Origin of the sequence: Legionella spiritensis, from assembly GCF_900186965.1 — a bacterium.
In the GTDB taxonomy this organism is placed as follows: Bacteria; Pseudomonadota; Gammaproteobacteria; order Legionellales; family Legionellaceae; genus Legionella_C; species Legionella_C spiritensis.
Genome location: NZ_LT906457.1, coordinates 2,215,690 through 2,234,743 on the forward strand (window position 1 = coordinate 2,215,690; position 19,054 = coordinate 2,234,743).

Genomic DNA, 19,054 nt, shown 5'->3' on the forward strand with positions numbered 1-19,054 from the left:
GCGGTATTGATTATCCGATCAAGGCGTGAACCACTTCCTGATCAGAAAAATGATGATAGGTTCGACCAATTTGCTGATAGGTTTCATGTCCTTTTCCGGCGATAAGGATAATATCCTCGTCATTGCCAAGTTCGATTGCCCTGGAAATGGCTTCTTTGCGATCCGCAATTTTATAAACCGGATTATTTCCTGAAAGACCTTGTACAATATCCTCCATAATCTGGTATGGATCTTCCGAACGGGGATTATCACTGGTAATGATGGCAATATCCGCATACCGTCCCGCAATCTCACCCATTTTCGGTCGTTTTGTCTTGTCACGGTCGCCGCCACAACCCAAAACGACCAGTATCTTCCCTTGTTTCACATTAACAAGCGTTTTTAAAACATTTTCCAGTGCGTCCGGGGTATGAGCGTAATCAACGATAATGCAGGGTTTTTGATTCACCACTTCCATACGTCCCGGTGCGGGATTTAGTTGACTCATAATCTCCGTCACCGATTGCAGGGGATACCCGGTAGCCAACAGGCTGGAAAACACGGCCAGCGCATTGTAAACATTAAAAAAACCAAGGGCATTGATACGAAAAGAGCACTTTCCCCACGGCGAAACCACCGTCATATCCGTACCTGTCATGTCCACATTCCAGTCCAGAGCTCTCACAACAGCACCTTCTTTTATGCCATAAGTCAGCAATCGGCAACCCTTTTTTACAGGTTCGGTCATGTACTTCACATACGGATCATCGAAATTAACAATGGCTGTTTCAAGCGAGGTTCCGGCAAACAATAACGCCTTTGCCTCGGCATAATTTTCCATGGTTCGGTGGTAATCCAGATGATCGTGGGTCAGGTTCGTGAAGATAGCCTGAGTAAACGGCAGGCCGTCCACTCTTCCTTGCTCCAGTGCGTGAGAGGACACTTCCATGCACACCCTTTTTATCCCGCAACTTTTATAATTGTGAAACAGTGATTGTAATACAAGCGCGTCGGGCGTTGTGTTGGCCAATAACTGCAAATGCGTATACTCTCCCTGCCCCAAGGTACCTATATACGCGGCACGCTCTCCCAAAAGAGCATGCGCTTGCGCCAATTGAAACGCGATCGTGGTTTTACCATTCGTACCGGTTACGCCAGTAATGGGCATGCCATCTGCCGGATCGCCGAAAAACCGGCTGGCTATCGCGGCAAGGTGCCTGGAGAGTCCGGGAAAGGCAATGCCCCTGAATTCGGTAGGCAACATTGAGTTAGGCGGCCAGTTTTCCGGTTCGTATACTATGACAGAGGCGTTAGCGGCTATGGCTTGAGGAATAAACAGGCGACCGTCGGTCAAGGCTCCGGGATAGGCCAGAAACACATGACCGGCTTTAAGCTGTCGACTATCATTTTGCAGGCCGGTAATGTCACAATCCTCTATCGCAATCTCAACCCAGGGACTCAACAGTTCACTTAGTTTCATTTCAGTCTCAATTCGTGGTTTTATCCGGATCGACATTCAGGACACGCAGCGCCCCGGACATAACTTTGGCAAATAATGGTGCCGCAACCGTAGCGCCATAATAGCTTATCCGTGTCGGTTCGTGAATAACGACGGCAACAACCAGACGAGGGTCGGAAACCGGGGCAATCCCTGCAAAACTGGCCATGTGCCGGTTCACCTCATAGCCATTTTTACCGGCAATACGAGCCGTTCCCGTTTTTCCCGCCACCCGATAACCCGGAATTCTGGCCTGTTTACCCGTACCTTCATTTCCTAATACCGCTTCCAGCATAGCCAGCACCTGATCCGAGGTTTTGGCATCCAGTACTCTTTTGCCTGGTTCCATTGTTACGTTATGTAGTAACGACACGGGAGGAAGTATGCCATGGTTGGCAAAAACAAGATAACCTTTCGCCAGTTGCAGCGCCGTTACCGACAATCCGTAACCGAACCCGATGGTAGCCAGAACAAACGGATTCGCGTCTTTCGCATGAACAACAAACCCGTCACTTTCGCCCGGATAACCGCTTTCCGTACGCTGACCAAACCCACTGCGCTGCAATAAACCAAGCAATTGCTCCGGCGGACTTAACAGTATCATCTTCGTAACACCCACGTTGCTGGAGTGCTGCATAACGCCGGTGACATCAAGTACGCCATAATTATGCACATCCCGAATCGTCCGGCCGTGGACAACCATCCAACTGGGACGGGTATCAACAATGGTATCGGGTGTCACCTGACCGCTTTCCAGAGCACTGCCTATGCTAAACGGCTTAATCACGGACCCCGGTTCAAACAGATCCGTAAATGCCCTGTTTCGATATCGATCTCTGGGATAACGCCACCGGGCGTTGGGATTAAATGACGGCGCATTGGCCGCAGCCAGAATTTCACCTGTTTTGGCATCCAGTACGACAACGGAACCCGATTTGGCCGCGAATTTTTCCAGGGTATTTTTTAATTCATGATAGGCCAGATATTGGATCCGTCTATCAATACTTAACACCAAATCCTTTCCGGGCCTTGGTTCCTTAAGAATATCCAGCTCCTCTATAACTCGACCGGTTCTGTCTTTCAGTACCCTTTTTTTACCGGGAACCCCCATCAACCAATCCTGATAGGCAAGTTCCAGTCCTTCAATACCTTCATCATCAATATTGGTAAAACCCAATAATTGGGCGGTACTCTCCGTTTCAGGATAAAAACGCTTGAATTCCTGTTGAAAATTTAATCCGGGAATTTTTAATTGCTCAATTTTTCTTGCAATATCAGGAGATAACTGCCTTTGCAGATAGAGAAATTCGCGAGACTGCCCTTGCCGTATTTTTTCCCTGAGCACGTTTGGTTTGATATGCAATAGTTGGGAGAGTTGCATCGATTGTCTGTCATCCGGTGCGAAATCCTTGGGGTTAACCCACAGAGACTGCACCGGCGTGCTGACCGCCAGGGGCGTTCCCTGACGATCGGTTATCATGCCGCGATAAGCGGGAATATCAATCACTCGTAAACTTCGTGCATCCCCCTGACCCTTGAGAAACTGCCTGTTCAACACCGTCAGATCTGTAATTCGCCAAACAAGGACGCCCAGTATCACGACAAAGAACACCGAAATCCATATCAAACGCAGGCGGTGACCTTTGCTGTTCATTGCGGCTGTAACACGTAAGTCTGTTTATCGGACGGTAATTTCATCTGCAGTTTTTCGCCAGCCAGCCTCTCCACTCTCGCCGGGGTAGCCAGACTGGCCTGCTCAAGGAGCAATTGCCCCCACTGCAATTGTAATTGATGGGTTTGTTGTTCCAATTGCTGCAAATGACTGAAGCACAGGCGATGTTCGTTGGTCGTGTAAACAACGGCAAGAGCACTGACCAGTACGGCCAGCAGCAACGATAAAACCAGGCACCATCGTTTTGAAAGACGCATTTCCAATAATTGTCCACTGAATAAATTACTTTGGTGTATTGCTCTTGCTGCGGCATTCATGCTGTCTTCTCCCCTATTCTAAGTACCGCACTTCGTGCTCTGATATTCTCTTTGATTTCAATATCATCGGGTTTGATCGCCTTGCCTATTCGTTTAAATGAACTACTTATTTCACTGGCACGTAAGGGAACGCCTGAAGGAAACCTCTCGCCTTGTTCTTTACGGCGCATGAATTGTTTGACAATTCGATCCTCCAGAGAGTGAAAACTAATCACAACCAGTCGACCACCAGCCGTCAACGTATCCAGTACCTGATCAAGACAACGGGTCAGATCAGACAACTCCTGGTTAATATGTATGCGAATAGCCTGAAAAACCCTTGTTGCCGGATGTTTGTGTTTTTCCCATTTCGGATTAGCCTGCTTTATAATTTCAGCGAGTTGCTGTGTGGTTACAATTGGTTTTTGAGCGCGTTGTGCAACAATGGCGCGAGCAATACGCCCGGCAAAACGCTCTTCTCCATACTCACGAAACACGTGCGCCATCTCCTCGGCTTTCGCTTGATTGACAAAATGAGCCGCATCCATAGCCTGTCGGCTATCCATGCGCATATCCAGGGGGCCGTCCTGCATGAAGCTAAATCCCCGATCCGGATCATCCAACTGAGGGGATGAAACCCCGAGATCAAGCAAAATTCCGTTGATGTTCCCATAAATATCGGCTTCCTTGGCAAAATGCGGCAAATCGGCAAAAGAACCGTGGATAATGCTGAATCGATTATCATCCTTGAAACATTCCCGGCCATAGGCAACCGCGGCAGGATCCTTGTCAATGGCAATCAGGCGGCCTGCCGGGGATAACCGTTTCAGAATAGCCCGGCTATGCCCGCCTCGGCCAAAAGTACCGTCCACGTAAATGCCGTCAGGCCGGATGGCCAAACCTTCCACCGCTTCTTGCAACAGTACGGATTGATGTGCCATGTTCGTTTCCATCATAAAGAGAAGGTTTTCATTTCATCAGGCAATCCGCCTGCCCCGGATCCTTCCTCTTCCAGCCATTGTTCACGCTTACGCTGCCATAAGGTTTCATTCCAAACCTCAAATTTGTTTCCCTGCCCGATTAACACCGCTTTTTTATCCAGCCGGGCGTAATCCCGTAACAGCGGCGGCAAAAGCAATCTGCCGTTTCCATCAAGCTCCACATCCGTCGCATGACCAATCAACAAACGCTGAATACGGCGTGCTGCCGGATTAAAACTGGGCAAACTCTGTAATTTGGACTCAATTATCTGCCATTGCACGGTGGTGTATAACAGCAAACAGGTTTCCTCGGTATCAATAGTGACGACCAAAGCCGATTTGCCATCCGCACTCAACGCCTCTCGGTAGCGCGTTGGGATGGCTAAGCGACCTTTTCCGTCAATCGTTATGGCATTAATTCCGCGAAACATGATTTTTATGTTGCGGGCTGGTTTCATTACCTTCCCACAATTCTCCACTTTTTTATTATTTTATACCACTTTTATACACTATAGAAACACATTTTCCCAATCGTCAAGTTCTTACCCCACTTTTAAGTAAAAAAATCATACAATTTCAGATTTGACCGGATTTATCGATTAATTAATAGACTTAATGATTTTAATTAAATCATTGACAATGGGTTGTTTACAGGACGTGGCACTCTGATTCTGTCCTATTGCTAACAGACGCAGGTCGGGCGCCTTGTCCGCCAATACTAAAGAACACGATCTCACTGCATTTTGGTCTGATAAAAGACGACATAGCCGCTTTGTTTTTTGAAACAAGATTGATTCGCTCTCGGGAAATGTCGAGCAAGGCGCCCGACCTGCGTGGATTGGGATAAATGGATGCCCGCTTTCGCGGGCACGACAACCAGGCAAACACTGGGGGTTGCTGACAATTTATCCCCGGTTTTCACTCATCGGATTCATCAATGCAGCCAGTCGAATCCCCTGCAAAACCAAATCCGGAATATTGAAATCATAAAGTGCCTGTTTGTCAAACAAAGAGGCAAACCCGCCCGTTGCCAGTACAAGCACCTCCTGCCCTGAAAATTTTTCTTCTTTAATACGGTTAATTAATTCGCGGCACGCCCCCAAAACACCGTAATAAATACCGGATTGTATGCTCTCGCTTGTAGAGCGCCCGACAACCTGCTCCGTTTTTACAATTTCCACCGAGGGCAATTTCGCGGTGTTGGCTGACAAGGCGTCTACCGACAAACGTACTCCCGGCAAAATGGCTCCTCCAAAATAGGATTTGTCGTAGCTGATAACACAAAATGTCGTGGCTGTGCCAAAATCAATAACGATGAGGTTTTTTGACGGATAGCTGTTCGTAGCCGCTATGGCGTTCGCTATACGATCAGCGCCCACTTCAATCGGGTTGCGGTATTTAATTTTCAGACCTGTTTTTACACCCGCCTGCAGAAAAAAAGGCTCCACGGCAAAATATTTTAAACAGGCGGCTCGCAACGAATAATCCAGTTGCGGAACGACTGAGCAAATCGCTATTTCATTAATGGCTTCCGGAGAACAATGATTTTCCCTGAGCACACTTTTTAGAAAAATACCAAGTTCGTCAGACGTACTGACTTTTGAAGTATGTCGAAAACGAAGGCGTATTTCGTCTGCGGCAAAAACACCGCCGTATATATGAGAATTTCCCACATCAATACATAACATCATGATCAAAAATCCGGCCACTGGAAATGCGGGATAGTAAGTCGGCTGATTAATAAATACAAGAGGGATTACTTATTTGTCGCCTGTGTCCGGGTTCAGCACCCGTTAAAAAGCAACGAAGTCGGTCGATAAGCCGGGTTCTGTCGCGGACAATCATTCATCTGGGACACGCGTCACCGCGTACCTCAAGCGACCTACCCGAATCCCGTATGGGCCATACGTACCGGCTTCACAACCGGCATGGATTCCTATTTGGTCTTGCTCCGAGCGGGGTTTTCCCTGCCACGTCCGTTACCGGACGCGCGGTGCGCTCTTACCGCACCATTTCACCCTTACCCTCTGAGATGACTCAAAAGGCGGTATATTTTCTGTGGCACTTTCCGTAGGCTCACGCCTCCCAGGAATTACCTGGCACTCTGCCCTGTGGAGCCCGGACTTTCCTCCCTTTGCCAAGGCAAAGAGCGATTGTCTGACCAACTTCTGTTATCAATGATAGCAAAGTGTCTATTGAAAGACCAGAACTATTACCCTCTGGTTCCGATAAACTCATCATCAAAGTAGCGTTTCAGTTTGGTTCGTAGCGTACCACGACTTACGCCCAGTACCCGAGCAGCCTTGGATTGATTATATCTTGTCAACTCCATAACCGTACGAAACAACGGAGCTTCCACTTCCTCTACAATCAACTGATATAGATTAAGGTTAATTTCCTTGCTTCCAAGGGTTGACAGATAACGCTTAACGGCGCCAACAACCTGTTGGGTCAACGCTTCATTAATTTGTTCAACTTGTTGCATAACTGCGCTCATGATTACTCCTAGCGATCAAATTTGTGTTTAAACAACCATTTTTAAAATGACATAAACAGAACATCATGGCCTATATAATAACAAATATCTCAAAGAGTGTAAATATTGATTTTATTATATTCATTTATTAAGGGAAGATTAAGTAAAATGCTTCAAATCAAGCCTGATTTTATTGTTTTAATTTTTCCTTAAGATTAAAAGGATATTATTTGTATGCGATCAGGACGTGTTTATGACAACCAAACTGGTTAGCCTGCTTGATAGCAGGCCTGCCATACAATGACATACTTTGTTATGAGAGAATTTGCCAGGTAGTGATTTATGTGAAAAGCGAGCCATTGCGTTAAACAATAAACCTGAAGTTATTTACAGGCTGCAAATATGACCGAAAATCCCTGGAGATTCCGGCCTACTCCACCGTAAAACTCTCACCGCATCCGCATTGCCCTGTCTGGTTAGGATTATGAAAAAGAAACTTGTAATTCAAGCCCTGCCGAACATAATCAATCGTCATACCCTTTAAAAAAGGATAACTTCCCTTGTCAATGCAAATCATATAATCCCCTGACAATGGAAAAACCTTATCCGTCTCCTTTGGGGCATCTACGTAATCCACCACGTAGGACAAGCCGGAACAGCCGGTTTTTTTCACCGAGAAACGAATGCCGACACTAGCCGACTGTTTGTTCAGATAGGACAGTATATGCCGGGTTGCCTCCTCCGTCAGGGTGACACCAACCTCCTGGCTGGCTTGATGTTGTACTACGTCGCTCATTATTGCTTGTCCCCCAGTAAATTTTTCATAGTCTCAAGAACTTCGCGATAGCTCTCGGCTATCAACAAGGCATCCGGGTGCCGGCTTTTTGGAATAGCCAGTAGTTCAACGAGCTTCTGATGATCCAGAATAAACGGTCTTAAAATCATCGTACCCTCGACCTGCCGGCAAAGCCATTCAAGCCCCGCAACCAGATAAGGATTACCATACGCCTTGAAACAGGCTTTCTTAACCAGTCCCGATGGCTCGCATGCCATGCAAAAATCAAAACGCGCCCCTTTTTTTACCCGAATCCGGCTGCATGCGACCAGTGGTATGGAACCATCAGGCACCCCAACATGCTCGGGTTTAAAAAAAAGCGTCTCTAATAAGCTATTATAATTCATAATGGCGACATTTCACGCAATCTGGTTACCTGGCTGCAAATAATTCGAATCGCATTATCAACGTCATTTTCCGTAGTAAATCGGCCCAGCGACATGCGAACCGAACTGAACGCGTCCTCATTATCCAGCCCCAGCGCTTTTAACACGTACGAAGGTTGAGCGCTGGCCGAGGAGCAGGCAGACGTTGTGGACACCGCCAGTTCCCGCAATCCCAGGAGCAAGGCGTCTCCTTCAATACCTGAAAAAGTGACGTTCAGGTTACCTGCAACGCGGTGATGTTCATGGCCATTCAAGCGAACGCCCGGCAAATTTTTAATGCCCAGCCAGAGTTTACGGCGAAGTTCCAGGATTTTGGCCTGCTCCGCAATACGAAGACGCTCTCCAAGAGCAAAGGCTTCACCCATGCCGACAATCTGATGCGTCGCCAAAGTTCCGGAACGCAAACCGCCCTCATGCCCGCCGCCAAATGATTGCGGAACAAGCCTGATCCTGGGTTTATGCCTTACATACAAGGCACCAATACCTTTAGGCCCATAATTTTTGTGCGCGGAAAAAGACATCAAATCCACCGGCATTCGGGCTAAATCAATAGCCAGTTTTCCGGCGCTTTGTGCGGCATCCACATGAAACAGAATCCCCCTGTTTCTTAACAACTCACCAATCGCAACAATATCCTGCACCACGCCAATTTCATTATTGACGTGCATGATGGAGACCAAAACAGTCTGATCAGTAATGGCGTCAAGCAGACGTTGCAATTCCAGCAAACCATCCGGCTCGGGTTTCAGGTAAGTGACCTCAAATCCTTCTTTTTCCAATTGCTGAAAACTGTCAAGTACAGCCTTGTGTTCGGTTTGCATGGTAATAACATGCCTGCCCTTATTCTGATAAAAACGTGATGCTCCTAAAATCGCCAGATTGTCTGCTTCCGTTGCACCGGAAGTAAACACGATTTCAGCGGGTTCCGCTCCAACCGTCTCAGCGATCCGGGTGCGCGCACGCTCAACAGCCTGAGCGGCCATTTTCCCGTAAATATGGGTAGCTGATGCCGGATTGCCATAAACGCCGTCCGTACCAAGATATCGTACCATTTCACGAACAACCTCCGGATCGACCGGGGTAGTAGCCATATAATCCATATAAATAGGTAAATTACTCATCTTATCTTTTAACTCCTGTCTTTTTTTACAGCCCACTTAAGAGCATTCTGCACGTGGCTTAGCAGGCCGCGGAGAATATTAACTTCCATTTTTTCCAATCCCGTGCGATTAAATAATCTTCGAATACGTTGCGGCAAACGTCTTGGATTGGACGGTTTTAAAAAATCGATGGCTATCATCACCTCGGTAAGATGCCTGTAAAATTGCTCTACCTCGTCGGCAGTAGCCGGCTCATCCTGTCTTAGCTCCACTTCCGCCGTTGGTGATAATAACGTCATTCGCAGTTCATAGGAAATAATCTGTACGGCCTGAGCCAGATTCAAGGACGCGTACTCCGGATTACTTGGAATATTGACGTGATAGTGGCTGCGCAGCAACTCGTCATTAGTCAGCCCCGCATGCTCCCGGCCAAATAAAATGGCGACCTCCGTATTGTCCGGTTGTCTGCAAACCAAATCCGCACATTCACGAGGAAGAAGTCCCGGCAGCGCGATCCCCCGAGGTCTTGCACTGGTTGCAACAATTAACTGACAGCCGGACAAGGCTTCATCCAGGGTATCAGTCACGATACAGTTATCCAGGATATCATCAGCCCCCGCGGCCATTTCCCAGGCTTTGAAATCAGGAAAGGATTTCGGGCAAACCAGATACAAACGACTTAGCCCCATGGTTTTCATAGCCCGCGCCGCCGAGCCGATATTACCAGGATGCGACGTCGCCACCAACACAATACGAACGGAACCAAACTTCATAAAAGCCAACACGATTTTCAGGAGTTGACAACTATATCAGCAATGACTTCACTCTGTACAAAAAAAATGTGATAGAATCGCGAACTTTGTGAAAAAGAGCGAAAACCATGCATCCATTACTTAACATTGCTGTTACCGCAGCACGACAGGCCGGTGATATCATTGTCCGCCACATTGAGCAAATTGACCGTATTAAAGTAACGGCCAAAAATAATACGGAATATTTCAGTGAAGTCGACATTAAAGCGGAGCAAGCCATCATCAGCGCCATTCACAAGGCGTACCCCGAGCATGGTATTATGGCCGAAGAAAGCGGCATGCATAATCCGGACGCGGATCACCTATGGATTATTGACCCTCTTGACGGAACCAATAACTTTCTTCATGGCTTCCCTTTTTTCTCGGTATCTATCGCCTGTAAAATCAAAAATCGCATTGAACACGGCGTCGTTTACGATCCGCTGCGCCATGAGTGTTTTTCCGCAAGCAGGGGAAGCGGTGCCCGGTTAAATGACCGCCGGATCCGTGTCTCCAAACAAACACAATTGCAAACGGCTCTGCTTGGTACAGGCTTTCCCTTCCGTAATCCGCCGCTGGCTAAAAAACACCTTCCTACCTTTGAAGCGTTGATTGGGAAATGCGGCGGGATCAGAAGAACGGGATCTGCCGCACTCGATCTGGCCTATGTGGCATCAGGACGACTGGATGGCTTCTGGGAATTCGGTTTACGTCCGTGGGACATAGCCGCAGGCTCTCTATTGATAAAAGAAGCCGGCGGGTTGCTAAGCGATATGCAAGGCGGTGAGGATTATTTAAAACAGGGTGACGTAATTGCCGCCACCCCCAAGGTGTTCAAGTCACTTTTACAAACGTTGTTACCGGTTATCAGGGGCTAGTAGAAAGACGGTCGGGCGAGACGCCCGATCTGCGTGATTCGGGATAAATGGCATCGGGTTTTACAGAAAACAACATCACTCCTGAAATCCCGGCTTTATTCCCAAGGCTACCGGAATGCGATCTATCATGGCCGTTCCCAGATTTTTTGTGACCTTCTCAAACACACTTTGCTTATTGGTATAATCAATAATCTGATCTATCTTGATCACGTCTCTCGCCAGTTCTCCCGAGCTGGCAAAACCATCTATCAATCCCAGCTCTCTGGCTTGCGTACCCGTCCAGAACAGCCCGGAAAAAATCTGATCATTCATTTTAAGCCGCTTGCCACGTCCTTTCCTGACTTTATCAATAAACTCGCGATGAACATCATCAAGCATGGCTTGCAGTAATTCTTTTTGTTTTGGAGTCGTCGGTGAAAACGGATCAAGAAACCCCTTGTTGGCTCCTGCGGTTTGCAGGCGTCTCGTTATGCCCAGTTTCTGGATAGCGTCGACAAATCCAAAACCATTATAGAGAACACCTATGGAACCAACCATGCTCGACGGATTGGCATAAATATCATCGGTGCCGGCCGCTACATAATAGGCCGCGGAGGCACACATATCGACACATACCGAGTAAATCTTGATTTCAGGATATTTTTTTCGATAATACTGCAGGGAATTATACATATAATCGGCCTGCACAGGACTGCCGCCGGGACTGTTAATGCGGATTATGAGCGCTTTAAGTCCCGTGTTTTTATATGCGGAGTTCAGACTCTTGGCAAAATTATCGGCACCACCTGACTCCATATCAAAAATAGTGCCGTTTACATCAATCAAACCAACATGGGGTTTGCCGCCTCCTATCTTATCCGCCTCCGATAAATCGGATAATTTGATAATACTGAACAACACAAGCGCGAAAATCATAATACGGGAGAACCAGCGCCAACGCCTCTTGCGTTTTTGCTCACGCATAAATTCCAGAACAATTTTATTTAACAGGGTTTGTGAATCGGAATTTTCAGGAATAGGACTATTATTCATTAGATGGCTACTTGATTTTAAAAATTAAACCCACATTTTACGGCAGGTAGAAAGAAATTTAAACAACTCAATTTAAAATAGAGAGATCACTATATGCGAATGGACAAGCTCACGTCAAAATTTCAAATGGCTCTGGCTGACGCGCAATCTCTGGCTCTGGGGAGAGACAACGGTTTTATTGAGCCGGAACACGTCATGAAAGCGTTGCTGGATCAGGAAGGCGGGAGTTCCCGACCTCTATTATCCAAGGCTTCCGTGAATCTTCCACAACTTCGCAATCTCGTCGATCAGGCGCTTGATAAATTACCGAAAGTCTCGGGCACGGGAGGAGACGTTCATGTCTCCAACGCCTTGAATCGTCTGCTCAATGTAACGGATAAATTATCTCAACAACGCAAGGACGCCTATATTTCCAGCGAGTTATTTATTCTGGCGGCGATACAGGAAGACGGCAATCTCGCCAAAATATTACGCCAGGCCGGTGCGGACAAACAAGCCATTGAAAAGGCGATAGACGAGATTCGTGGCGGTGAGGCGGTCAAGGATCCCAACGCGGAAGAACAACGTCAGGCCCTGGAAAAATATACCCTTGATCTGACCGAAAGAGCCGAACAAGGCAAGCTGGATCCGGTCATCGGACGCGATGATGAAATTCGCCGCACCATACAGGTTCTGCAACGTCGGACCAAAAATAATCCCGTTCTTATCGGTGAACCCGGTGTGGGTAAAACCGCCATCGTGGAAGGATTGGCGCAACGTATTATTAACGGCGAAGTACCGGAAGGATTAAAAAATAAACGCCTCTTATCCCTGGACATGGGTGCTTTGATTGCCGGCGCCAAATTTCGCGGCGAGTTTGAGGAACGCTTGAAAGCAGTTCTTAATGATCTGGCCAAACAGGAAGGTCAGATTATTTTGTTCATTGACGAACTGCACACCATGGTCGGAGCCGGCAAGGCGGAAGGCGCCATGGATGCCGGCAACATGCTGAAACCGGCACTGGCACGCGGCGAACTTCATTGTATAGGAGCAACGACACTGGATGAATATCGTCAATACATTGAAAAAGACGCGGCTCTGGAACGCCGCTTCCAGAAAATTCTGGTGAACGAACCCAGCGTGGAAGACACCATTGCCATACTACGCGGCTTGAAGGAGCGTTACGAAGTACATCATGGGGTTGAAATCACCGATCCGGCTATCGTCGCTGCGGCCACCCTCTCCCATCGTTATATTACCGACCGGCAATTACCCGATAAAGCCATTGATTTAATTGACGAGGCAGGCAGTCAAATCCGTATGGAAATCGATTCCAAACCGGAAAGCATGGATAAGCTGGATCGTCGTCTGATTCAATTGAAAATTGAACGCGAAGCGCTTAAAAAGGAATCGGACGAAGCATCCAAAAAACGCCTCAAGGATTTGGAACAGAGTATTACGGAGCTGGAAAAAAACTACGCGGATCTGGAAGAGATCTGGAAATCAGAAAAAGCCACGTTACAAGGTGCCAATCAAATCAAGGAGGCGCTGGAGCAGGCCAAAATCGAACTCGACACCGCAAGGCGCGCCGGCGATCTCGCCCGTATGTCCGAATTGCAATACGGACGTATTCCCGAACTTGAAAAGCAATTGTCGCAAGTGGGCGAATCACAAACCGATGAAGAAGCCAAACTGTTCCGCAACAAGGTCACGGAAGAAGAAATTGCCGAGGTGGTATCCAAATGGACCGGTATTCCGGTGGCTAAAATGCTGGAAGGGGAAAAAGATAAATTACTGCATATGGAGGAAGCGCTTCATCAACGGTTGATCGGACAAAATGAAGCCGTTGACGCGGTTTCCAACGCCATCAGACGCGCTAGGGCCGGCCTGTCCGATCCCCGCCGTCCTATTGGCTCCTTTCTGTTTTTAGGTCCAACCGGAGTGGGTAAAACCGAACTTTGCAAGGCGTTGGCCTCGTTTCTTTTTGATACCGAAGAAGCCATGGTTCGCATTGATATGTCCGAATTTATGGAAAAACATTCCGTTGCCCGATTGATTGGCGCACCGCCCGGGTACGTCGGGTATGAGGAAGGCGGCTATCTGACTGAAACCGTAAGACGAAGGCCTTATTGTGTGATCCTGCTGGATGAGGTGGAAAAAGCACACAGCGACGTCTTCAACATTCTGTTACAGGTTATGGACGACGGACGCTTGACGGATGGCCAGGGCAGAACCGTCGATTTTCGCAATACGGTTATTGTTATGACCTCTAATCTGGGCTCTCATCTGATTCAGGACATGGCTTCCAAACTGGATTACAACCAGATGAAAACAGCGGTTATGGAAATCGTCGGGCAACATTTCCGACCGGAATTTATCAACCGGATTGACGAAAGCGTGGTATTCCATCCATTAGACAAGGAACAAATTGCCAGCATTGCCGTCATTCAGATTGAATACCTGCAACAACGTCTTCTGACTCAAAACATCACCCTGACTGTAACCCAGGAAGCCCTGACCCATCTTGCCGAAGCCGGGTTTGATCCGGTATACGGGGCAAGACCGTTAAAACGTGTTCTGCAGCAAAAACTGGAAAACCCGCTGGCACAGGCACTATTAACGGGGCAATTCAAATCGGGCGATACTATTAAAGTAGTGTGGGCGGATGGCCAATTGACCTTTGCAACGTCCTGATATTGGAGCCTCAATCAAAAGAATTGAGCACCATGGTGCTCAATTGCCACCGTTTTTCTTCGCACCATTTTTTTGCGAAAAGGCCGTAGCCTGTAAGGAGGCCTGCGGCCGTATTGCGGGTTTGATGTGCCAATTAGGAACGTTTTCCCGCATTTCGGCTTCGCCTTCATGGCGGGCTACAAAAAAGGGACAAATCATACGCCTTTTTGCAGCCGTAATTAATTTTGTTCACAGAACCCAGAAACCTGGCTAAATCTGATTTGCTATATAAAGGAAAACCGGGGTTCCTGGTCAATGGGTTCTTCCGAATTCTTAACCAGGAGAGACTCAAGTTGTTTATTTAACTCCGAGATTGCAATTCCAATCTCCCTGCTTAAAAACTCATGGCCAGACCAGGCATGAATCGTCAAAGCATTCCGGAATTTGGGTATCCCAATAAAATTTTCCAGGGCGATCAGCGAAGATTGCTGTAATTTAATATCTTTCAAATCCTCGCTACTCAACCGATTTTCACCTAACAGGCCAATCGCCTTGTTCAGTGTCGAAATTAAATGATCATTGGATGCCTTGTTTTCCCGTATAACCTTTATTTTAGTTATCAGATAAGCCCCGAACAACGCAGCTATGCTATTTACCAGATGCCTGCGTCGCAATGTTTTCACAAAATCGGTAATATTCTCTTTCGGTATCGCCGTAATTTTCGCGTTTTTCTCATCTTCCGGCCAAATATCAACGATCAATTGTTTTGCGATATTCCCCGCCACCTCTTCCCTTGAAAAAAAATCAAATATAATGGCTTTGCTATCCCGTACCTCCAGGCCTTCTTCCAGTCCCTCTTCAAATTTTTTCAAAACATCATCGACCGCCGTATCGTAAGTAGTCAACGTGTCGGCAACGGATTGGATAAACTCAAGGGAAGCATGTTGCCTGTTAAACTCCGTGACCTGGATTTTATTTCTCCATTTATTGATCAATGAATCCAGATCCGTATCGAATTGTTTTTTGTTGCTCTTGATGTAATTATATTTATCCTTGACATCTTTTTGCGACATGTAGCTTTGGAAAGCATTGAGGCAAGTGTAATTAGTCCAGTCGTCCAATGGGTTTTCATCGTCAACCCCCAACAATTCGGTAAGACTCTGGCGCAGGGCGCTGCACGTGTCCGCTTTGATTTTTGTCCCGCCAAGAAAACTGATACCGGTATTAATTAGAGAATAAGATAATCCCTTATAACTGTTTTCCAGACGATGATATCGCCACAGAATTCCCCCCAGCAAAATTTTAAACGCCTGCTGCAATTTCCTTGAGCCCGGTTTGACTTTGTCTGCTTCTACAGGTGATTGGTTATCAGGCAGGTTATTACGCAATTGTATCAGGAAACTTATCTGATCAAGGCGCAGATGATCCGGTTCGGCATCGATTCCCCGCATTTCCCTATTCTTTGCTTTATAGGTTTCCTCAAGTCCGTCCAGCAGTTTCCGTAAATAGAAATACGACAAATAAGTACCATATTGACCAGGGTTTTGCTGATAAACCTCCCAACTGATGCCAATACGCCCAAGAAAAGACTCTATGAGCTCTTTATCCTCCGGCAACTCTTCATTCTGAGGACACGAAGGTGTTATATAAACTTTGGACAATTGATTGAAACTTTCACCCAGCCTATCGGTTTTTGTTATAAGATCCTCGTAGGCAGGCAGCTTATAAGGCATACAGTCTCCTTACTTAAAATAATTAAATCCCAGGTTGGGTATCAAGCCAATACCGCAATGGCTGACTACCTCTTTCTCGTTCCACTCCCCTTCGTCTTTTCCGGCATTAAGCTGCTTCCGAATACATACCTGCATATCAGCCGGGAAAGCCTTGTATAGTAGACAAAATTTCTCATGTTTTTTCTGGTTTCCATATACCCATTTGCAAAACCTGTTCAACTCCAGATAACACGCATCAATGTCCTGCCTGCTTAATTTTGAAAGATTTGATAATTCCATATGCTCTTGCAGCAATTTCAATAAAGCTCCGTTTTTCATCCATGACGTCTTGTCGTTTTCGCTCTGCCACACAAAAATATACATGCCTTTCAGCACGAGATATTTTTTCTCCTCATCAGCCTCGCAATTCTGTTCATCAGACGAATAATAGGGAAGTACATCGGCAGTTAGTGCGATCATCTTGGCATGTTCGTAAGCGTCCGAGCACATAACCGGTTGAAAAAAAGCGGCGGAAAAAGCACCAAGCAAAGATTGCGATTGTTGAGATTTCACCAATTCCAATGGCAGTTTTTCTGCTCTCTTCGACAAACAGGCATATCCTGGCATGGTAGTCCTCCGCAATTATCCCAAGGCTTTATATCCCTGGGAACTAATTTCCAGACACCTTCTTTTTTTATAACAATCTGCCAAAGAATTTGCAATAGAGTCAATTTAATAAATTAATTTTTCACGGCGCGAAAAAATGGGTGGTTTGTTGATTTTTTGCGGGTTGGTTTGTATGAAAACAACCCGCAAATTTTTGAACAGGATGAGTACCCTAACGGGCGCTATCAATATTTCGCTCCGCGATTTTTACGGCCAATTGCTGATGAATGTTATCAAATCCGCGATTACTCATGATCAAGACGGCGTCACCAGGCTTCACGATACCGGCCACATGGTGGATAATACTTTTCGTATCGGGAAATAATTGATAGGGAACATGCCGGTTCCCGGCCGGGTCGTCAAGATTGAACTGTTCCGGGCGCAGTATAAAAGCGGCATCCGCCAAAACCAGCGCCTGTGCCATATTATCGGCATGGAACCCCGAACGCATGGTATATGAGGCGAACTCCAGTACGGCAAATATTCGTCGATGCCGCTTGCTCAGTTTCAACGCTTCAATTGTTTTCGCTATCGCCGTAGGGTGATGGGCGAAATCATCGTAAATGGTGATGCCGTACTGCTCCGACTTCACTTCAAGACGCCGCTTTACCGGGCTAAAACCTTGCAGGGCCCCCGCCGCCGTTTGCACGTCAATTCCCGCATGGACACTGGCCGCTATCGCTGCCATACCATTCTCCATGTTGAATTGACCAATCAAGGGCCACTTGACTTTGGTAACCGGTTCATTGTGGTGCCAAATCTGAAAAGACTCGCTGCTATCGTCAAGCACCTCCGCCCGCCACTCGGCCTGGCCGTGCAAGGCCCACTCTTCCAGTCTTGAAAAAATACCGCGTGTTATCACGTCATTTAACGCCTTGTCATCTCGTGGTTTAAGTACAATTCCCCGGCCCGGAATAGTTTTGAGATAAAAATGAAACTGTTGCTTGATAGCTTCAAGATTCGGATAGATATCCGCATGATCAAACTCAAGGTTATTCAAAACAGCAATTTCCGGCCGATAATGCATTAATTTGGGGCGTTTATCAAAAAAGGCGCTGTCGTATTCATCCGCCTCAATGACAAACCATTCGCCTTCTCCCAGCCTGGCGCTGGTACCAAAATTTGGTGCAACCCCCCCAATTAGAAATCCTGGTTTCAGACCTGCTTCCTCCATGATATGCGCCAACATGGATGTCGTGGTTGTCTTGCCGTGTGTCCCTGCAACCGCTATAACCCGATAGCGGGATAAAATATTGTCAGCCAGCCACTGAGGCCCTGAAATATATCGTTTGTTATGGTTTAAAACCGCCTCAATAACAGGCATACCTCGCTTGACAGCGTTCCCGACAATGACGCAATCGGCCTGCAAGGCGAGGGAGGCGTCGTCATACCCCTCCTGCCAGATAATGTCTTTTTCCGCCAGAAGATCCGTAACGGGAGGATAACAATCCGCATCACAACCCGTTACCTCAAACCCTGCCTCTCTGGCTAAAATAGCCAGAGCGCTCATAAATGTGCCGCCTATTCCCAAAATATGTAAACGCATGATTGCTCTCAACGCCCAAAAGTAACGGTTAATATATTAAATGCCAACAATCCGAAACTGGCTAAAATAGCGGTAAAATAATCCGATTCCAAGGCATTTTTGTAAATATATGCCGCAATTAAAAATTGCCAGGCCGACAATAACAACATTTTCAGTATATAAAGTAACAGAAGAAACCTCATGGAAGGCAGGCTCATATCCGCATTAACCAGTGAAGGCATAAATAACATCAACAAAAACCCGATGATGACGATAAATAAATGACTGATAATCAAAGCCGTCAATGTCTTCATCAGACGGTTTTGCTTTTTGCGGGCCAGCAACAAAATGGCCGTATAAAGATAATAGGAAAAAACAAGCAATCCCGAGGCCAGCAGGATTTTATTCAAGGCAAAACGATGGTTGAGATCAATCATTGCCCACTGCGCGACAATAACCAGAAAATAAAACGTCATTGCCAGACAAAGAATAAATAACGAATAAGGGGTATTCCTGGGGTTCTCCCTGAAAATGGTAACTCGCCAATATTGTTTTAGAAGTGCCAGCCACATAACT

18 protein-coding genes and 1 other RNA gene are annotated in these 19,054 nt (G+C 46.9%); 2 read left to right on the forward strand and 17 right to left on the reverse strand.

Translation table 11 applies throughout. From position 1 onward, the window contains the following. Positions 1 to 10: 10 nt before the first annotated feature. From CKW05_RS09940 to CKW05_RS10000, 12 genes are all read right to left on the reverse strand, one after another. A complete protein-coding gene (locus tag CKW05_RS09940) occupies positions 11 to 1,459 on the reverse strand; it encodes a UDP-N-acetylmuramoyl-L-alanyl-D-glutamate--2,6-diaminopimelate ligase (protein WP_058482445.1) in 1,449 nt (482 codons plus the stop codon). Between the two features lie 7 nt (positions 1,460 to 1,466). Beyond that, complete coding sequence (locus tag CKW05_RS09945; protein WP_058482444.1) at positions 1,467 to 3,131, reverse strand: peptidoglycan D,D-transpeptidase FtsI family protein; 1,665 nt, start codon at positions 3,129 to 3,131, stop codon at positions 1,467 to 1,469. Beyond that, positions 3,128 to 3,466, reverse strand: coding sequence for a cell division protein FtsL (gene ftsL, locus CKW05_RS09950; protein WP_058482443.1), 339 nt, complete (start codon positions 3,464 to 3,466; stop codon positions 3,128 to 3,130). The genes CKW05_RS09945 and ftsL overlap by 4 nt, the downstream gene beginning before the upstream one ends. Beyond that, positions 3,463 to 4,386, reverse strand: a complete 924-nt coding sequence (gene rsmH / locus CKW05_RS09955; protein WP_058482472.1) for a 16S rRNA (cytosine(1402)-N(4))-methyltransferase RsmH — start codon at positions 4,384 to 4,386, stop codon at positions 3,463 to 3,465. The genes ftsL and rsmH overlap by 4 nt, the downstream gene beginning before the upstream one ends. Positions 4,387 to 4,397: 11 nt before the next feature. Continuing rightward, positions 4,398 to 4,856: a division/cell wall cluster transcriptional repressor MraZ gene (gene mraZ / locus CKW05_RS09960; RefSeq protein WP_058482471.1), complete on the reverse strand. Its 459-nt coding sequence runs from the start codon at positions 4,854 to 4,856 to the stop codon at positions 4,398 to 4,400. Positions 4,857 to 5,330: 474 nt separating this feature from the next. After that, the gene (locus tag CKW05_RS09970) at positions 5,331 to 6,116 is read right to left on the reverse strand and encodes a type III pantothenate kinase (protein ID WP_058482441.1); all 786 of its coding nucleotides are present in this window, start codon (positions 6,114 to 6,116) and stop codon (positions 5,331 to 5,333) included. A gap of 110 nt (positions 6,117 to 6,226) precedes the next feature. After that, positions 6,227 to 6,594, reverse strand: an RNA gene (gene rnpB, locus CKW05_RS09975) — RNase P RNA component class A. Between the two features lie 43 nt (positions 6,595 to 6,637). Next, complete coding sequence (locus CKW05_RS09980; RefSeq protein ID WP_058482440.1) at positions 6,638 to 6,922, reverse strand: helix-turn-helix domain-containing protein; 285 nt, start codon at positions 6,920 to 6,922, stop codon at positions 6,638 to 6,640. Between the two features lie 409 nt (positions 6,923 to 7,331). Beyond that, the gene (locus CKW05_RS09985) at positions 7,332 to 7,697 is read right to left on the reverse strand and encodes a HesB/IscA family protein (RefSeq protein WP_058482439.1); all 366 of its coding nucleotides are present in this window, start codon (positions 7,695 to 7,697) and stop codon (positions 7,332 to 7,334) included. Further along, on the reverse strand, positions 7,697 to 8,083 hold the full coding sequence (locus CKW05_RS09990) for a hypothetical protein (RefSeq protein ID WP_058482438.1): 387 nt from the start codon (positions 8,081 to 8,083) through the stop codon (positions 7,697 to 7,699). The genes CKW05_RS09985 and CKW05_RS09990 overlap by 1 nt, the downstream gene beginning before the upstream one ends. Further along, entirely contained in the window at positions 8,080 to 9,243 is a 1,164-nt protein-coding gene (locus tag CKW05_RS09995; RefSeq protein WP_058482437.1) for an IscS subfamily cysteine desulfurase, read from the reverse strand. The genes CKW05_RS09990 and CKW05_RS09995 overlap by 4 nt, the downstream gene beginning before the upstream one ends. A gap of 8 nt (positions 9,244 to 9,251) precedes the next feature. After that, positions 9,252 to 9,995 (reverse strand): RNA methyltransferase, encoded by a 744-nt coding sequence (locus tag CKW05_RS10000; RefSeq protein WP_058482470.1) that lies wholly within the window; start codon positions 9,993 to 9,995, stop codon positions 9,252 to 9,254. Positions 9,996 to 10,102: 107 nt separating this feature from the next. On the opposite strand from CKW05_RS10000, the gene CKW05_RS10005 reads away from it, so the two are divergent. Next, entirely contained in the window at positions 10,103 to 10,891 is a 789-nt protein-coding gene (locus CKW05_RS10005) for an inositol monophosphatase family protein (protein ID WP_058482436.1), read from the forward strand. A 75-nt stretch (positions 10,892 to 10,966) separates the two neighbouring features. Here CKW05_RS10005 and CKW05_RS10010 read toward each other — a convergent pair whose 3' ends face one another. Next, positions 10,967 to 11,923 carry a S49 family peptidase gene (locus CKW05_RS10010; RefSeq protein ID WP_058482435.1) on the reverse strand — a complete coding sequence of 319 codons (957 nt, stop codon included), beginning with the start codon at positions 11,921 to 11,923 and terminating at the stop codon, positions 10,967 to 10,969. Positions 11,924 to 12,016: 93 nt separating this feature from the next. Between CKW05_RS10010 and clpB the strand changes: the two genes are divergently transcribed. Next, positions 12,017 to 14,596 (forward strand): ATP-dependent chaperone ClpB, encoded by a 2,580-nt coding sequence (clpB, locus tag CKW05_RS10015; protein WP_058482434.1) that lies wholly within the window; start codon positions 12,017 to 12,019, stop codon positions 14,594 to 14,596. A gap of 263 nt (positions 14,597 to 14,859) precedes the next feature. Here clpB and CKW05_RS10020 read toward each other — a convergent pair whose 3' ends face one another. From CKW05_RS10020 to CKW05_RS10035, 4 genes are all read right to left on the reverse strand, one after another. Then, positions 14,860 to 16,308 (reverse strand): hypothetical protein, encoded by a 1,449-nt coding sequence (locus CKW05_RS10020; protein WP_058482433.1) that lies wholly within the window; start codon positions 16,306 to 16,308, stop codon positions 14,860 to 14,862. Between the two features lie 9 nt (positions 16,309 to 16,317). Then, on the reverse strand, positions 16,318 to 16,896 hold the full coding sequence (locus CKW05_RS10025; protein WP_126338581.1) for a hypothetical protein: 579 nt from the start codon (positions 16,894 to 16,896) through the stop codon (positions 16,318 to 16,320). 229 nt (positions 16,897 to 17,125) lie between these two features. Then, positions 17,126 to 18,499: a UDP-N-acetylmuramate:L-alanyl-gamma-D-glutamyl-meso-diaminopimelate ligase gene (gene mpl / locus CKW05_RS10030; protein WP_058482431.1), complete on the reverse strand. Its 1,374-nt coding sequence runs from the start codon at positions 18,497 to 18,499 to the stop codon at positions 17,126 to 17,128. An 8-nt stretch (positions 18,500 to 18,507) separates the two neighbouring features. Beyond that, positions 18,508 to 19,050, reverse strand: a complete 543-nt coding sequence (locus tag CKW05_RS10035) for a hypothetical protein (protein ID WP_058482430.1) — start codon at positions 19,048 to 19,050, stop codon at positions 18,508 to 18,510. Between the last annotated feature and the right edge of the window lie 4 nt (positions 19,051 to 19,054).

What these genes read in the sequence shown, in the direction of transcription:
- CKW05_RS10000 (WP_058482470.1), bottom strand. Translation starts at nt 9,995, where the DNA reads ATGAAGTTTGGTTCCGTTCGTATTGTGTTGGTGGCGACGTCGCATCCT.
- CKW05_RS10005 (WP_058482436.1), top strand. Translation starts at nt 10,103, where the DNA reads ATGCATCCATTACTTAACATTGCTGTTACCGCAGCACGACAGGCCGGT.
- CKW05_RS10035 (WP_058482430.1), bottom strand. Translation starts at nt 19,050, where the DNA reads ATGTGGCTGGCACTTCTAAAACAATATTGGCGAGTTACCATTTTCAGG.
- mpl (WP_058482431.1), bottom strand. Translation starts at nt 18,499, where the DNA reads ATGCGTTTACATATTTTGGGAATAGGCGGCACATTTATGAGCGCTCTG.
- ftsL (WP_058482443.1), bottom strand. Translation starts at nt 3,466, where the DNA reads ATGAATGCCGCAGCAAGAGCAATACACCAAAGTAATTTATTCAGTGGA.
- CKW05_RS09945 (WP_058482444.1), bottom strand. Translation starts at nt 3,131, where the DNA reads ATGAACAGCAAAGGTCACCGCCTGCGTTTGATATGGATTTCGGTGTTC.
- rsmH (WP_058482472.1), bottom strand. Translation starts at nt 4,386, where the DNA reads ATGGCACATCAATCCGTACTGTTGCAAGAAGCGGTGGAAGGTTTGGCC.
- CKW05_RS09970 (WP_058482441.1), bottom strand. Translation starts at nt 6,116, where the DNA reads ATGATGTTATGTATTGATGTGGGAAATTCTCATATATACGGCGGTGTT.
- clpB (WP_058482434.1), top strand. Translation starts at nt 12,017, where the DNA reads ATGCGAATGGACAAGCTCACGTCAAAATTTCAAATGGCTCTGGCTGAC.
- CKW05_RS09980 (WP_058482440.1), bottom strand. Translation starts at nt 6,922, where the DNA reads ATGAGCGCAGTTATGCAACAAGTTGAACAAATTAATGAAGCGTTGACC.
- CKW05_RS09995 (WP_058482437.1), bottom strand. Translation starts at nt 9,243, where the DNA reads ATGAGTAATTTACCTATTTATATGGATTATATGGCTACTACCCCGGTC.
- CKW05_RS09990 (WP_058482438.1), bottom strand. Translation starts at nt 8,083, where the DNA reads ATGAATTATAATAGCTTATTAGAGACGCTTTTTTTTAAACCCGAGCAT.
- CKW05_RS10010 (WP_058482435.1), bottom strand. Translation starts at nt 11,923, where the DNA reads ATGAATAATAGTCCTATTCCTGAAAATTCCGATTCACAAACCCTGTTA.
- mraZ (WP_058482471.1), bottom strand. Translation starts at nt 4,856, where the DNA reads ATGTTTCGCGGAATTAATGCCATAACGATTGACGGAAAAGGTCGCTTA.
- CKW05_RS10020 (WP_058482433.1), bottom strand. Translation starts at nt 16,308, where the DNA reads ATGCCTTATAAGCTGCCTGCCTACGAGGATCTTATAACAAAAACCGAT.
- CKW05_RS09985 (WP_058482439.1), bottom strand. Translation starts at nt 7,697, where the DNA reads ATGAGCGACGTAGTACAACATCAAGCCAGCCAGGAGGTTGGTGTCACC.
- CKW05_RS09940 (WP_058482445.1), bottom strand. Translation starts at nt 1,459, where the DNA reads ATGAAACTAAGTGAACTGTTGAGTCCCTGGGTTGAGATTGCGATAGAG.